Source organism: Chelativorans sp. AA-79, assembly GCF_029457495.1.
Taxonomy (GTDB): Bacteria; Pseudomonadota; Alphaproteobacteria; order Rhizobiales; family Rhizobiaceae; genus Chelativorans.
The window spans coordinates 1644578-1659900 of sequence record NZ_CP120361.1; the positions used below are offsets into that span (position 1 = coordinate 1644578).

13 protein-coding genes are annotated in these 15323 nt (G+C 62.6%); 1 reads left to right on the forward strand and 12 read right to left on the reverse strand.

Going from position 1 to position 15323, the window contains the following annotated elements; translation table 11 throughout:
* Positions 1-747: 747 nt before the first annotated feature.
* The 12 genes from PVE73_RS08010 to PVE73_RS08065 all read right to left on the reverse strand — a co-directional run bounded on the left by PVE73_RS08010 (position 748) and on the right by PVE73_RS08065 (position 13246).
* On the reverse strand, positions 748-1596 hold the full coding sequence (locus PVE73_RS08010; RefSeq protein ID WP_277366430.1) for a peptidoglycan-binding domain-containing protein: 849 nt from the start codon (positions 1594-1596) through the stop codon (positions 748-750).
* Between the two features lie 108 nt (positions 1597-1704).
* Positions 1705-2148, reverse strand: a complete 444-nt coding sequence (locus PVE73_RS08015) for a hypothetical protein (RefSeq protein WP_277366431.1) — start codon at positions 2146-2148, stop codon at positions 1705-1707.
* 9 nt (positions 2149-2157) lie between these two features.
* Positions 2158-4863, reverse strand: a complete 2706-nt coding sequence (gene tssH / locus PVE73_RS08020) for a type VI secretion system ATPase TssH (protein ID WP_277366432.1) — start codon at positions 4861-4863, stop codon at positions 2158-2160.
* Entirely contained in the window at positions 4844-5920 is a 1077-nt protein-coding gene (tssG, locus tag PVE73_RS08025; RefSeq protein ID WP_277366433.1) for a type VI secretion system baseplate subunit TssG, read from the reverse strand. The genes tssH and tssG overlap by 20 nt, the downstream gene beginning before the upstream one ends.
* Positions 5917-7284, reverse strand: coding sequence for a type VI secretion system baseplate subunit TssF (gene tssF / locus PVE73_RS08030; RefSeq protein ID WP_277366434.1), 1368 nt, complete (start codon positions 7282-7284; stop codon positions 5917-5919). Before tssF ends, tssG begins: the two co-directional genes overlap by 4 nt.
* Positions 7281-7868: a type VI secretion system baseplate subunit TssF gene (locus PVE73_RS08035; protein ID WP_277366435.1), complete on the reverse strand. Its 588-nt coding sequence runs from the start codon at positions 7866-7868 to the stop codon at positions 7281-7283. Before PVE73_RS08035 ends, tssF begins: the two co-directional genes overlap by 4 nt.
* Positions 7865-8422, reverse strand: coding sequence for a GPW/gp25 family protein (locus PVE73_RS08040; protein WP_277366436.1), 558 nt, complete (start codon positions 8420-8422; stop codon positions 7865-7867). The genes PVE73_RS08035 and PVE73_RS08040 overlap by 4 nt, the downstream gene beginning before the upstream one ends.
* A gap of 107 nt (positions 8423-8529) precedes the next feature.
* Positions 8530-9006 (reverse strand): type VI secretion system tube protein Hcp, encoded by a 477-nt coding sequence (locus tag PVE73_RS08045; protein ID WP_277366437.1) that lies wholly within the window; start codon positions 9004-9006, stop codon positions 8530-8532.
* A gap of 135 nt (positions 9007-9141) precedes the next feature.
* On the reverse strand, positions 9142-10635 hold the full coding sequence (gene tssC, locus PVE73_RS08050) for a type VI secretion system contractile sheath large subunit (RefSeq protein ID WP_277366438.1): 1494 nt from the start codon (positions 10633-10635) through the stop codon (positions 9142-9144).
* Positions 10636-10689: 54 nt separating this feature from the next.
* A complete protein-coding gene (gene tssB / locus PVE73_RS08055; protein ID WP_277366439.1) occupies positions 10690-11232 on the reverse strand; it encodes a type VI secretion system contractile sheath small subunit in 543 nt (180 codons plus the stop codon).
* 86 nt (positions 11233-11318) lie between these two features.
* Entirely contained in the window at positions 11319-12641 is a 1323-nt protein-coding gene (locus PVE73_RS08060; RefSeq protein ID WP_277366440.1) for a type VI secretion system ImpA family N-terminal domain-containing protein, read from the reverse strand.
* A 68-nt stretch (positions 12642-12709) separates the two neighbouring features.
* Positions 12710-13246, reverse strand: coding sequence for an OmpA family protein (locus tag PVE73_RS08065; protein WP_277366441.1), 537 nt, complete (start codon positions 13244-13246; stop codon positions 12710-12712).
* 279 nt (positions 13247-13525) lie between these two features.
* Between PVE73_RS08065 and tssI the strand changes: the two genes are divergently transcribed.
* Positions 13526-15322, forward strand: a complete 1797-nt coding sequence (gene tssI / locus PVE73_RS08070; protein ID WP_277366442.1) for a type VI secretion system tip protein TssI/VgrG — start codon at positions 13526-13528, stop codon at positions 15320-15322.
* Position 15323 lies beyond the last annotated feature (1 nt).

A 15323-nucleotide genomic window follows, 5' to 3' on the forward strand; every position in this document is an offset into this window, starting at 1 on the left:
CCCGCATCGTGGCGGCGGTCCTTGTCACAGAATGCCCGAACGGGGACAAATTCGCCCCGATTCCTTTCGTCCTCGAAAAAAGGTCCCGGCAAAAACAGCCGCTTAACAGCTTTCCGGATCTTTTTTCCTGCCCATTTTCTCCCCACCTCTCCAGCCTCCCTTATTCTTGCCCCATCGCTCTCGCGGGAACCGGGTCCGGACCGGGGATCAGGGAGGGCGGCGGAGACCTCCCTCCCCAGGATCGGAACCTGGGGATCCGAGGGCCCGCGACAGGCCGGCGGTGCCGGGGTGCTGGGTCAGAGACAGCATCTCGGAAAAAACCGGGCACCGGGTTCCAGACGGTGCCAGGCAACCGCGGAGAAGCCGCTAGGGTTCTCCTCCGGCCCGGCAGAGACCACCCCCTTCATTGGGTGCAGCCGGGAAGGAGAAGGGTCCGAGTGACCGGCCGAGGTCGGGACAGACTCCGGCGGGGCGCGTTGGAAGCGCCTTAAAAAATTAATTGAGTGGCGTGGACAACGCGCCCCGCTTCCCAGGTTCTTTGACAATGGCCAGACGCGAAAGCGGGCGTGGCGACGGTGAAGCATGACCACCGTTCTCCGCGGAAGGCGGGACGAAGGATGTCGAGACGGGAACCCGGTCGGCGCCCGACGGTCTCGCGGCCAATGGAGCCTGGGCAGCCCTTCGGGCTTCGTGACGACGGCGAGGCGGTTCCTCGACAATCAGGATACGAGCCGGGCGCGGCGCCTGTCAGAACACGCCTTTGAAACCGAGCCACAACTGGCCTTCCGCCTGGACAAGCGGCCGCGGCTGGCCTTTCTTGCCGGTGAAGTCCAGGAAGAATTTGCCGTCGCCCCAGGCGCCGAAGACCACGTTCGGCTTGCCGCCCGCGCCCTCGCTCACGCGGATGGAGAAGGCCGCGTTTCCCTTCACGCCGATGCCCGTGGGGTCGAACGGATCGAACACGGGCTCCGCGCCCCAGTCGAAGCCGGTGCCCGGCGGCGAGATCTTCTTTTCCGGGTTCGGCACCTTGTTGATGAGGAACACCTTGAACTTCGAGTTGACCGGCAGGTCGTCGATCAGGTCGATGATCGCCAGGCGGCTCGCCACCGCCGGGTCGAGAGGGTCTTTCCTCGTCGGGATCGTGATGTCGAGGCCGAGCACGTTGGCGGGCGCGTTGAATTCCGGGAGGATGGTCAAGTGAGGCGGCAGGAGCGTGAAGCTGCCGCCGAGCGTGAAGGGCGGCGGCACGGGGAAGGGCGGTCCCGGCCACTGCAGCGGCGGGACGAGCCGCGGCGGCTTGATGCCGACCTGCCGCGGGCCGCCGAAGGCCGGCGGGGTGAGCGCCATATTGGGCATGAAGGCGAGGGGGACGGTCAGCCGCGTCGTCTCGTAGAGCTCGCCCTGCGTGCGGGGACCCGCGAGCCCGTCGACCGTAAGCTTGTTGGCCCGCTGGAACTCCCTCACCTTCGCGTCCGTCTTCGGCCCGAAGATGCCGTCCACCCTCAGGCGCTCGCCGCGCCGGATGTGGAAGTTGAGAGCGTCCTGCAGGGCGCGGACGTCCTGTCCGGTCATGCCTCGCGAAAGCGTACGCGACATCTGCCTTCCTCCAATAGGCCCACCCAGGACTCCCGGCGCCCTGCGTGCCGAATTCCTCGCCTCTCCCGGCGGCCGCGAGGGCCGGCAGGAATATGTCTCAGGCCCGCGTCAAGAATAGCGGCTTTGCGGGTAGCCGGTTATCTCGGCGACGACAAAGCCGGGAACTCCCGGCTTGGCGATCCGCCACTGCGGAACACCTTTTCCCGGCGGATACTGAACGTCCGGATCAAGATCGGCGTGAGGGATATTGGGCAGGAACTTGATCAGGCTTTCGGGACCGGAAAGCGCCCAACTCTCCCGCGCCAATCGTCGGAGGACGCCGTAATCGAGCCCGGAAGGAGGACGGTGACGATGTTCGGCCACCTGGGAGTAGCCTGCGGTCTCGAAGTCGTTCACGCCAGGCAACATGCGCGGTTTGGCAACGGTCACCCCCTTGGAGAAGCGTCCGGCGGCGAAGCCGAGGAGCCGCTCCAACTCGGCCAACGTACGGCCGCAGACATACTTCTCCTTGGTCACGTAACCGGAAATCGTAATCGGGTCGTTGACCCTCATGGCCTCCTCCTACCGCACCTCGTAGGCAAACTTCCCATCGGTCACGTCCACCTTCGCGCTGGCGATCTCCTCCTTCTCCAGCGCCCGGTTGAGGAAGTGCCGCGACAGCTCAGGCAACAGCGTATTCGTGATGATGTTGTCGATCATCCGGCCGCCCGAATCCGGGTCGTTGCATTGGGAGACGATGTGCTCCACCACGCCGTCCGAATAATCGAACGCGGCATTGTGGTTCTCCGCGATGCGCTTTCGGATGCGGTCGAGCTGCAGCCGCACGATGCCGGAGAGCATCTCGTCCGACAGCGGGAAGTAGGGGATCGTCACGATGCGGCCGAGAAGCGCGGGTGGGAAGACCTGTGTGAGAGAGGGCCTGAGCGCGGCGCTCAGCTCTTCCGGCTCCGGCCGCGTCTTCCCATCCTCCGCCATCTGCATGATGACCTCGGTGCCGACATTGGAGGTGAGGATGATGAGCGTGTTCTTGAAATCGATGCGCCGGCCGGTGCCGTCTTCCATCTGCCCTTTGTCGAAGACCTGGAAGAAGAGCTCGTGCACGTCCGGATGCGCCTTCTCCACCTCGTCGAGCAGAACCACGCTGTAGGGCTTCCGGCGCACCGCCTCGGTGAGCCGGCCCCCCTCGCCATAGCCCACATAGCCGGGCGGGGCGCCCTTCAGGAGCGAAACCGTGTGCGCCTCCTGGAACTCCGACATGTTGATGGTGATGATGTTCTGCTCGCCGCCGTAGAGCGCCTCGGCCAGCGCCAGCGCCGTCTCCGTCTTGCCCACGCCCGAGGGGCCGCAGAGCATGAAGACGCCGATCGGCTTGTTGGGGTTGTCGAGCTTGGCGCGGTTGGTCTCGATGCGCCGGGCGATCATCTCCAGTCCGTGACCCTGGCCGACCACGCGCCGGCTGAGGATTTCGGCAAGCTGCAGGATCGTCTGCACCTCGTCCTTCACCATGCGGCCAACGGGGATGCCCGTCCAGTCGGAGACCACGGAGGCGATCGCCTGCTCGTCCACATGCGGGTAGATCATGCGCGTTTCGGGATCGAATTCGTCGAGGCTCGAAAGCCGCTGGCGCAGTTCCCCGCGCGCCGCATCGACGTCTTCCGGGACGATGGCCGGCTCGTCGTCTCCCGGCCCCTCGCCGTCAGCCGCCGGCTTCGCGGCGGCTCCCGCCGCGATCTTGGCGCGCAGGGCGTTGATCTCGTCGACGATCGCCCTTTCCTTGGCGAGATCCGCCTCCTTGGCGGCGAGCTTCTCCCGCGTCGCGGCGATCTCCTCCTTGAGCTCGCCGAGGCGTTTCTCGTCGGTGCGGCCAAGCTCGTTCTCCCGCTCCAGCGCGGCAAGCTCCTTCTCGTGCGCTTCGATGGCCACCTTGAGGTCCGCGATCGCGGCGGGCGTGGTGCTCTGGCTGATGGCCACCCGCGCCGAGGCCGTATCGAGCAGGCTCACCGCCTTGTCCGGCAGTTGCCGCGCCGGGATATACCGGGCGGAAAGCTTCACCGCCGCCACCACCGCCTCGTCGGAGATGCGCACGCCATGATGCTTCTCCATAGGCTCCAGGATGCCGCGCAGCATGTAGATGCACTTGTCTACCGACGGCTCGTCCACGTTGACGGGCTGGAAGCGCCGGGTCAGCGCCGGGTCCTTCTCGAAATATTGCCGGTACTCGGCCCAGGTGGTGGCGCCGATCGTCCGGAGTGTTCCCCGCGCGAGCGCGGGCTTCAACAGGTTCGCCGCATCGCCCGTGCCCTGCGCCCCGCCGGCGCCGATCAGCGTATGCGCCTCGTCGATGAAGAGGATGATGGGCGTGGGAGAGGCCTGCACCTCGTCGATCACGGAACGCAGGCGCTGCTCGAACTCGCCCTTCATGGACGCGCCAGCCTGCATCAGCCCGATGTCGAGCGCACAGAGCCTCACGCCTCTCAGTTGCGGCGGCACGTCGCCGGAGGCGAGCCGCTGCGCAAAACCCTCGACAACGGCCGTCTTGCCGACGCCCGCCTCGCCGGTGAGGATCGGGTTGTTCTGGCGGCGGCGCATGAGCACGTCGATTACCTGGCGGATTTCATCGTCGCGCCCGACGACCGGGTCCATGCGGCCTGCAGCCGCATTGGCAGTCATGTCGACGGAGAAGCGGTCGAGCGCGGTGGTGCCGCGCTTGGCGCCGTCCCCGGAGGCGGCGGCCGCGGCAGCCGTGCCCGCCGCCGCAAGGCCGGAGCCGTCCATCGGGCGCAGGTTCTCCTCGTCCGACTGCGCCCACAGCCGCCCCGCCTCCGCCACCAGCCGGTCGGCGTCGATCTGTCCCAATGCCTTCGATATCTGCTGGAAGGCGCGGCGCAGCTCGACCGATTTCAGCGCGGCGACAAGGATATGGCCGGTGCGGATCTGCGTCTCGCCGAAGAACAGTGTGGCATAGTGCCAGCCCCGGTCCAGGCAATCCATGATCTGGTTGGAGATGCCGGGCATCTCCGTCTCGTTCTTGCGGAAACCGTTCACCGTGTCGGCAAGGTCCTTCAGGATGCGCGCACGGTCTATCCCATAGTGATCCAGCGTCACCGAGACATCGGACCGGTCGTTGGACAGGATGTGCAGGAGCCAATGGGCCAGCTCCACATTGCGGTTGCCGGCGCCCTTGGCGTGGCGCAAGGAGCGCATGAAGGCATCATAGCCGACCCGGTTCAATTTACCGGTTACGGTTTCAAGGCTGATGTCGCTCACCGGATTCCCCTCCAGTTGTCTCGGCGGCCGTCCTGTTTTTCTTGGGTTTTCTTCCGCTCGAGCGTCGCATTTCCAGCGGGCTGAAACGTGCATCGCGATAGTAGACCGTCTCGCCCCTTTCGGGCTTTGCAGGCGCGATCCACGACGTCCATCCAAGCTCGCCTGAGCGTCCCAGTTCGACAGCCGGCGCATGCTCTGCCCGTAACGCCAACTCTACGTCAAAATCAAAACGGTGACCAATGTAAAAGAAAACAAGATCGGCCAGTTGATCCGAAAGATTTCCGCCGGGCAAAAACTTGCGATACTGCTCGAGATTCTTGGCGGCGATGCGAATGCGGATCTTGTCGTTGATACTGTAGGCACGCGAACCGAGAAACGTATCCTGACCGAGGGTGGAGCCCATGGTGCCGAGAGCCAAGCGGTCTCCGGGCTCGAAGATGAGCCAGCTTCCGATCCGCTCCACGACCTCAATCCCGACCTCGAACATGGCCTCGAGCATCTGCCTGAGGCGGGCAGCGCTCTTGACCTGCCCCCCGGCGAGCCCGGCGAACGAGACCTTGGCGATGTCTCTTACCGTATCGCGGTTACGGAAAGGCTCGCTGCCGATCCCGGCCATCGAGCCGACATAAGCGAAGAACCGGTCGGCATCGGGACGCTCGTGCTGGGAGATGGGCCGCGCGTCCGCCCATGCGCGATAGAAGAGCTGCTGGAACCGGTTTGCGATGATGTCGGTGAAGCGCGCGAAGGAGGGATCGTGCTGTGTCGCCCACGTATATGCCTCGATCGTCGTGGTGAGCGGCAGCGCGCCCTGGGGACCGAAGAAGCCCAGGAAGCGGGTCTTTATCCTCGCTGGCCCACCGGGCCGGTCCTCATAAGCGGAAAGGTTCGAAGCCGGAAACTCGAGGAACGGATCCTGGCCAAGGCGGAGAATATCCTCCGCGGGCACCTTGCTGTCGCCGATGCGCGGCTTGTTCGGCTCCGATCGCTCGAATTCACGCAGCACCGCAAAGAAATCGAAGCGGTGCGGTTCTTCGCGCAAATCCTTGCGGTAGCTCATAGGACCCTGCCCGTGCCGCCGCGCGGCGGCCATCGTTTCACGATTCCGCGCTGCCGGGATTCGATCACCGTCTGGGTGAAGCTGTTGATGGACGCATATTCGGCGAAGAAACGGTCGAGAACCGCTCCCAGAATCATGATGCCGGTACCTTCGAACGCCTTCTCGTCCAGAAGGACCGTGACCTCGATGCCGCGGGCGGCATTGAAGCCGTCCTCCTGGCGGATGCGGCGCACGATCGGCCGCGAAGAAATCCCCTGGATGCCGCGCAGGCGGCTTTCGGTCACGATATCGGAGAGATCGGTGAACAGGCTCAAAAGCTCGCGCAGGCCGCCGGCGCGATCCCTGCTGTCGCGGTCAACGAGCCCCAGATGATTAAGGGAAAGCAGGTTGATGAGCTTCCACGCGATCTCGCCGGATGGGACCGTGCTGCGGTGGCGCCGCTCAAGATGAACGATGGATTCGCGCGGGGGCGTCGGGCCCGCGATGCAGCGCAGGGGGAGGGAGGTATCCTCGGTAAGGAAGAAGTCGGCACCCGCTTCGCCCACCGGCAGGTGCTCGGGCAAATGACGATTGGAGACCAACGCGCGCAGGCTCAGCTCGTGCGCCCGATCGTCATCATCGATGCCGTTCGGCTCACGAAGCGAGAGGAACATATCCGTTCCCGAATACTGGGTTGCCGAGCCACGCTGCCGCTCGCGCACCGTTTCTTTCCGGGGCAGGCGTCGGACGGTATAGAACAGAGCATCGTTCAGGCGAATGTCGCCCGGGGGAAGGCTGTAGAGGGGAAAGACCCGGACCTTCTCCCGTGCGCCCGTGTAGTGGGCGAAAACGTCGAGAATGCGATGCGCTTCGAAATCGAGCGGGCGGCTGCGGTCGGGCACGATGTGGTGCTCGTGCTCGTGCCGGCTGAGCGGGATGCGGCTCAGTTGCATCTCGAAAAGATTGACGGCAGGCGCGGAATACAACGAGAAGGACGACCGGTTTACCACGGAGGCAAGACGCGGAACGGCCGCATCGAACTCGAACAGGAGATCGAAAGCGGGAGCACCGACCGGAGCAAGCACCCGCCGCAGACCCTCAAGCCGAAATCCGGTGAATTTCTGCGGGAAGGCGAAGAAATCGCGCAGGAGCGAGAAGCCACAAAAGACACGTGGCTCCTGGCCGAGCAGTGCTTCGTCGGGCGAAAAGCCGAACTGCTGCAGAAGGCCGGGAGGTGCCGCGGTGACTTGCGCATCGCCGAAGGCATCGAGCCAGCGGATGCTCACGCGCCGGCAGTTGGCGAAGAGCTGCTCGTAGAGTGCGGCGGTGTCGACCGCCGTTCCGAGCATGTGGACGGGCAGGGTGTCCAGCGGCAGTGCGTTCACGGGGGCGCCGGGGGCGTGGCGGCGGGCTTGTCATCCTCCAGTCGTGTGGTGCGGCGGCGGAAGGAAAGGCGAAGACCCGCGGCCGTGCCTTCCGCCACCTCCAGGCCGAGGGCCTGCAATGGCGCCGGCCCGGAATAATACTCCGCCGTCTCCAGATGCAGCGGCCAGACGGAGAGGGGGGCGGAAAGACGGTAGCGGCAGGAGACACGCCGCTCCTGCTCGACATAGACGGCGTCGAGATTGGAGCCTGCCGGAAAATGACGCCCCTCGGCCAGGTTCTTGTCGGCGAAGGGTGGCGTTGCTTCGACGATGATGGCCGAAGGAATCGGCGCCAGGTAGTCGGGAACAAGCTGGTCGAGCAGGGCTGCGGTGAACTCGGAGAACTCCGACTTCAGCTTCAGTTGCACGCGCGCGGCCAGAAAGGCACTGCCTTGGAAGAGCGCCTTTATGCCTGGATCCATGTTGTTTTCGGCGAGGCCGCCGAGCCGCTCCGCCACGCCGGGGAATTCCTGGGCGAACTCGCGGGCGTGTTCGTAGAAGTATTTCAGTTCCTGGTTGTAGAGATTGAGGAACTCGCGGTTCATGACGTCACCGGAAGCCGCGAGAGCAGGACCTTGCCCGAGGAGATATCGATCTCGGCGACGAAATCGATGGGCACGTCCGCCGGCCGGCAAGCCATGTCCGCGCTGACGCGGAAGCGGACCCGCTGCTCGACATCGTCGAAAAATTCGTCCCGGGTAACGACCAGGCTATCCGGGTCGAGACGGGGTTCATGCTGGAGGAGCGCGTCGGCAAGGTATTTCGCGATGTCGTCCACACCTTCCTCGTCGCTGGTAAGGTGGGTGATGTCCGGAAGGCCGAAATTGAGCACCGACTGCCTGACCCACTCCATGTCGGAAAGATCGACTGCTGAACCGAGGTCGACCGTGTTCACCAAGGCCAGAAGATCAATGACGAGGTTCCGTTTGAGGCGGACCTCGTCAGTGCCGCGGCGTGCGAGCGAAGCGCGGCTGGTTACGACACGTTCGCCACCAAGCCGCTCTTCGACGAGTTTTCGCGAATCCCCGGCTTCGAATGCCTCGCGAAAGGCATACATCAGCGGGACCTGGAAGCGGTTTGATTCCCTTTTCTTATTCATGCGGGCCGCCACTGTGACAGGTCACGCCGGGGGTTGAAGTAAACCCGCGCAAGTTCGCTGCCTGGTACCCAGGTGGCCGGCAGCCTTATCTTATCGGATCGAGAGCATCAGACCTTCTTGTTCGCCTTCAGATCGTACTCAACCTGCGCGAAGGCAGCCATCGAGCCATCCGCTTTCTGCTCGGCGTATTCCATCTTCACCTTTGCGAAGTTCAGGGAGATGCTCTCCATGGGGCGCTCCCCAGATCCGCTGAGCTGATAGCTGCTGACCAGGAGATCGGTGAAGGTGTACTTCACGTATTCTTCCTGCTTGCCGCCCGCTTTCCTTATGAAGAAAGTGCCGTCGCCGATATGCTCACCCGTGGCACAAGCAATAAGCAGGCGATGAGATGACTTGTCGACAAATTTGGCGATACTGAAATCGGAGAAATTCGCCTTTCCAGCTCCGCCCCCGCCGCCTGTACCGAACGTACCCGGCTGGGAAACGCCCCACGAGAAGCTCTCGACATCGATTTCGTTTTGATGTTTCTCGTCTTTCGATTCCCCGTCAATAGTCTTTAATTTCAGGAACATATCGCCGGCCATGGCCATTTCCCCCATTCGGTTGCGTAACGACATTCCGATGCAATGATAGTCCCGGTCGACCCATCGGGGCCGACGCTAGAGATTGCTGGCGACCTCGGATGCAAGCTGCGCCGCACTCCAGGTTCCTGACAGCCTCTAGGAGTTTGCGGCTGGCAGCCTGGATACCAAGCTCATTCCGATATCCATTCCCTCCAATTGGAAATGAGGTCTGAGATAGAAGCGTGCCGAGTAATAGCCGGGGTTCTCCTCATCCTCGAACACATCGACCTTTGCGTCGGCAAGCGGCTTTGCTGCCTTCACGGCCTCCGTCGAGTGTTTCGGGTCACCGTCGACATAAAGTGTGATCCACTCCTGCAGCCAACGCTGCAACTCTTCACGTTCCTTGGTCTCGCCGATCTTGTCACGGACCATGCACTTCAAATAGTGGGCGAAGCGCGACACCGCGAACATGTAGGGCAGGCGTGAGGAGAGATTGTCGGCCGCGGTCGCCTCTTCCTTGTCGAATTTCTTCGGACGGTAGAGCGATTGCGCGCCGATGAAGGCGGCCTTGTCGGTGTTCTTGCGATGAATCAGCGGCAGAAGTCCTGATTTCGAAAGCTCCGCCTCGCGCCGGTCGCTGATGGCGATCTCGGTCGGGCATTTGAGATCAACGCTGCCGTCATCTGTCGGGAAGGTGTGGGTTGGCAGGTTGATGACCTCGCCGCCGGACTGCACGCCGCGGATGCGCACCGTCCAGCCATACTCCTTGTAGGCGCGGTTGATATTGGCCGCCATGGCGTAGGCGGCGTTCATCCAGGCATATTTCTCGCCCTTGTGGCCATCGGTTTCCTCCTCGAAGGCGAATTCCTCAACGGGCAGCGACTTGGCGCCATAGGGTTCGCGTGCCAGCACCCGCGGCATGCACAGTCCGATGTAGCGCGAGTTCTCCGAGTCTCGCAGCGACTTCCAGGCTGCATAATCCGGAGTATCGAAGATCTTGCCGATGTCGCGCGGATTGGTGAGTTCGGTCCAGCTATCCATGCCGAGAAGGGTGGAGGCGGCGCCGGTGATGAACGGGCAATGCGCCGCCGCGGCGATCTTGCCGAGATTGCGCAGAAGGCTGACATCGACAGCCGAATGGTCGAAATGATAGTCGCCGACCAGACAGCCGTACGGCTCGCCGCCCAACTGGCCGAACTCGGCCTCGTACAGCGATTTGAAAAGGGGGCTTTGATCCCACTTCGCATCGGGATAGAGCCGCAGGTCGCGATAGAGCTCCATCTTCGTCGCGTTCACGACCCGCAGCTTCAGCGTCGAGTCCGTTTCGGAATTGTAGACGAGATAGTGGAGCCCCCTCCAGGCGCTTTCGAGCTGCTGGAACTCCGGCGCGTGGAGTACCTCGTTCATCTGCGCGGAAAGCTTTTCATCCAGCCGCGCGATCATCTCGTCCAGCGTGTCCAGCACATCGTCCTTGATCAGGCTGGAATCCGCCAGAGCCTGCTGGACGAGCGTGTTTACGGCATTCTCGACCTCCGTCGCTGCGCGCTCGCTGCGCGGCTTGAAGCTCTGCTTCAGGAGTTCGGAAAATTCGTCTGCACCCTGGTCGAGGGTTGCGCCAGGGACCGCCTGCTCTTGCTTCAGCTCGCTCACACCTTCACCCTCTCGCCGGGTTGACCGTCGGAAAATCAGTGGCCTTGCTGCGCGCTAGGCTTCCGAAGCGCCGTCCGCCTCCGTCCGCGCAGCGATTGCCTCCTGACGTCTTTGCTTGAGCGCCTGCATCAGTTCGGGGCTGGATAGAAGCTTGCGCAGCTGATCCTCCGCCGCGACCTTGCCGTCCATGTAACGTTGCAGGTTGGCAAGCTGCTCTCGAGCTTCAAGCAATGCTCTGAGCTCCGGCACCTGCCGGGCGATGGCGCCCGGACTGAAATCGTCCATCTTCTTGAAGGTCAGGTTGACGCCCATCTGCTCGTCGCCGTCGCCGAGCTTGTTGCGCACTCGGAAAGTAACGCTGGGCCCGACACTCTCCATATACGCGTCGAAATTGTCCATATCGACATTGGTGAACTTGCGTTGAGCCATCGGTGGCTTTTCAACTTTCGAGGAATTGCCCGAAAGATCGGCAAGAACACCCATAACGAACGGAAGCTCCACCTGCTTTTCAGCATTGTACGGATCTTCATATGAAATCTGTACACGCGGAGGCCTATTCCGCTTGATGAATTTCTGGCCACTATCCGACGATGCCATGGAAACCCCCTCCAATGTTTTGGATTGAATACCCGCTTGTAAGCCTTGTCAACCAAAATGCTTGGACGCCAAAGTCTAGATTTAGACTACCTGCTTTCGCTTTTCATCATCTCTGCAAGTATTCCGGCGAAGTCCCTGTTCATGAAGGTCCTCGCCTTGGCCAGCAGCATGGGGATGGGGCTCGACGGCTCGGTGCGGCGGAAGAATGCCTCCACGCCCTGGATCAGGATGTCCGCTTCCTGCCTGGTGACGGCGCTGTACTCAGCCTCGGTGGCATCATCCTGCGAACCATATCCGCCGGCGGCTACCGTCTCCGTGATGTGCCGTATCCTCGGCATCGTCAGCTGCAGCCCGGTGCGGCCGTCGACGCTGATGACTGCCTGGTCGACGCTTTCCGGAAGAAGTGCCTCCAGCGCCGTCACCAACGGCTGGCCAACCAGGGCGCGCGCCTGATGAACGAGGACCAGCGCGGGGGAGGACGGTTCGTTGCGGACGAAATAGTGCTCAGCGGCGAGCAGGGCCGCGGTGGCAGCCGCATGGCTGATGACCGTCGCGCCGGCTGCATTGTCCGCTCCGGACTGCTCTGCAGGCGTGACGGCGGAATTCGCCCCGGCCGCTTCCTCCTCCTTCTCCCCCGCATGTAACCGGGCGGTATCGCCCGCGAGGTAGGGCAGGGCGGTCTCGATGAATTCGCGCATCTGCTGCAGGACAGCCTGAAGGCCTTCGAAGCTCGGCGCATGTTCGTATCCGGCCGCGCCCTGGAATTTGGCCCGGATCGAGGCGAGAGCCGCTTCCGCCGCCGTGAGAGAGGCGTGCGTCGCTTCTGCTGTGCCGCGGGAGCTTTCCTGGCGCAGCGCGTCAAGGACCGTGCCCATATCGACGGCGGTGCCTTCCGCGCGCGCCTCCGCCTGGCCGGCCGCCACACGATAGTCCCGCAGCGAGATCTGGCCTACGCGTCGGTCGCTGGCGAGCGGCGCGTGCTCCAGCGGAAGAATTATGGAGGCGCGGTCGTCAAGTGCGGACAATGTGTTCTGCCGCAGCGTATAGTCGCCGTCGAACGGCTTCGGATGAACGTCGTCCCAATACCGGTCGAGGAGCGCGGCCATCGCCTGGAGGCATTCCGAGAAGCCCACCGCCTGCCCGGCCAGGCATTGGAAGCGGGATTCCAGTGCCAGCAATCGCAGATCCCGCGAGCGTTCGAGAAGGGCAGAGATGGCGCCCGTCTCCGCCCTGAGATCAATGGAGGAGCGGTCGAACGGCGCGCCGGTGTCCCTGTCATAGAAGCGCACGGGCAGCCGGTCGGCGGCTGTAAGGACATAGTTGAGGTAGTCGCCGTCCCCCACTTCATCGAGGTCCGGACCGCAGGGCTCGTCTTCCGAGATCGGCTGCAACAGGTGATCATAGCGCATCGGCAAGCCCGCAGATGAAAAAGGCGCCCGCTCATCGGACGCCTTGGGATCTTATTCCTGAACTATCCTCACTGCATGCTGATCCGCATCTCGACCCTACGGTTCACCGGATCGTACGGATCATTCACGCGCGGTGCGCTCATCCCCTTCCCGAGCGCCTCGAGCCGTGAAGCTTCAACGCCGTTCGCGATAAGGAAGGCGGCGACCGCCCGTGCCCGACGCTCCGAGAGGCCTTCATTATAGAGTTCCGAGCCCCGTGCGTCCGTATGCCCTTCCACGACAAAGCTGTGGGCCTGCAGCCGGTTGTCCTTCAGCGCTGCAGCGAACTCAGTGAGCTTCGCCCTCGCATCGGATGTCAGTTCCGCCGAATCGAGATCGAAATTGACGAGCATGTCGAGTCCGGTCGGAAGCTCCGCGTTCTGCTGCTGCCGCCGCTCGGCGCATTCCTGCTCCGTTCCCACACAAATGCCGCGCTGGGCACCCAGATCGATCGCATGCGAAAAGAAGCGGACGATATCTTCGGCGCTTTGTTTCTCCTGCGCGAAAGAGGCAGGGGAAAACACTACAACGGCAGCCACCGCTGATGCGAAAACTATCTCGCGCATGACACCCCTCCCGGAAAGCCGAGAATAGAACTGGCTTTTGCACCGTATGTCTCGTAAAAATAGCTGTCAAGAAGATCATGGTCTTCGTTCATTTTCTGACGAAGCGATGATGCCTGTGCATCCGCAGCAGGATTTTGGGGGAATTCTTTGCCGCCAAAGAGAAACGGCCACGCAGTCGTTCACGGAAAGCCCGTCTTCCAGCTTGTCTGCCCGAGATCGGCGCCGCAATATTATCTGCTCTCAGTCGCCGCCTGACGAAGCGAAATAATGGAGTTTCCAATGAGCCCCTATACCCAGGAATCGCGCGTAGGAAATTTCAAAACTCCACTTGGAACGGACAAGCTGGTTTTGAGGCGCTTCGACGGCATCGAAGGGATGAACGAACTCTTCGAGTATCACATCGAAGCCATCACCACCGATCAAACGATCGATTTCGGGCAGGCCATCGGCGGGAACTGCTCATTGGCTCTGAAGACCGTCGACGGCGGAACACGTTATTTCGATGGCATCCTGACCGAGGTCGTCCTGGTCGAGGAAACGACTGAGGGACTCGTTTACGATCTCACATTGCGGCCCTGGCTGTGGCTCCTGTCGAAGACCAGGAACTCGCTCATTTTCCATAACCAGTCGGCGCCCGAGATCATCCAGCAGATATTCGGAAAGCATTCCGGCCTCGCGCGCTTCGAGGCTCTTTTATCCCGGTCCTACCCGACACTCGAATATTGCGTGCAATACCGGGAGAGCGACCTCGCATTCGCGCGACGCCTGATGGAGCAGCACGGGATCAATTTCCATTTTCGCCACGAGGAAGGAAAGCACACCCTCGTCCTGGGGGACGGTGCCCGTGCCTATGACCCCATAGCTGGCGACACGCGGCCCTTTATCGGCATCGTGAAGCGCCATCAGCGGGAGTCGGAGCACTTCCACCACTGGGCGCCTGAGCGCAGGTTCACCACCGGCCGCGTGACGCTGAACGATTATGACTTCAAACGGCCCTCCGCCAATCTCCGCTCGGAGCGCACGGGCGATGCACAGCATCGGAATGCGCATTTGGAAGAGTATGACTACCCCGGGAAATACAAGGTGGAATCCAATGGCCAGGATTATGCCAGATGGCGCCTCGAAGGCATCCGCGCCGCAGACGGCCATTTCCACGCGGCCGGCGATTGCGTGAGCTGTACGCCCGGTCAACTCGTCACGCTCACGAACCATCCCAACGGGGTCCATAACAAGAAATATCTTGCTCTCCGTTGCGTGCACGCCTTTCGCACCGAAGCCTACCGCTCGGTCAGTGCAACGGCGGATGAGCCTGCTTACGACGGCAGGTACGAATTTATCGACGCCACACGGCCTTATGCTCCCGAACCCGTCACGCCCAAGCCTTATCTCCGCGGACCGCAGACGGCGCTGGTGGTCGGCAGCGGCGAGATCGACTGCGACGAGTTCGGGCGGGTAACGGTCCGGTTTTTCTGGGACAGGAACAACGACCAGTCGATGCGGGCACGGGTGGCGCAGGTATGGGCATCCGAGCAGTGGGGCGGCCTCTTCACGCCCCGCGTGGGAATGGAGGTGATCGTCGACTTCCTAGAAGGCGATCCCGACCATCCGATCGTCATAGGCTGTGTCTACAACGGCACGAACACCCCTCCCTACCTGCCGGGCGAGGAAAACATATCCGGCTGGAAGTCCAATTCCACGCCGGGCGGGGGCGGCTACAACGAGTTCATCATGGACGACACCGCGGGCGACGAACTCGTTCGGCTGCACGCGCAGAGGGATTTGGAATCAACGATCGAGAACGATGAGCGCCGCACGATCGGCAACGACAGGACGACCACGATCGGCCACAACGACACCCTGACGGTCGGCAACAATATCATGATCGAGGCCGGCAGCCAGATAACCTTGAAGGTCGGCGGCAGCACCATTGTCATCGACAGCACGTCGATCACCCTGAAATCCATGAACGTCACCGGACATGCGACAGGACATCTGGAGACGAAGTCGGACGCCACGGCCAGCCACAAGGCCAGCGGGCCGATGGAGATCAGGGGCCTGATCGTCAACGTCAACTGAC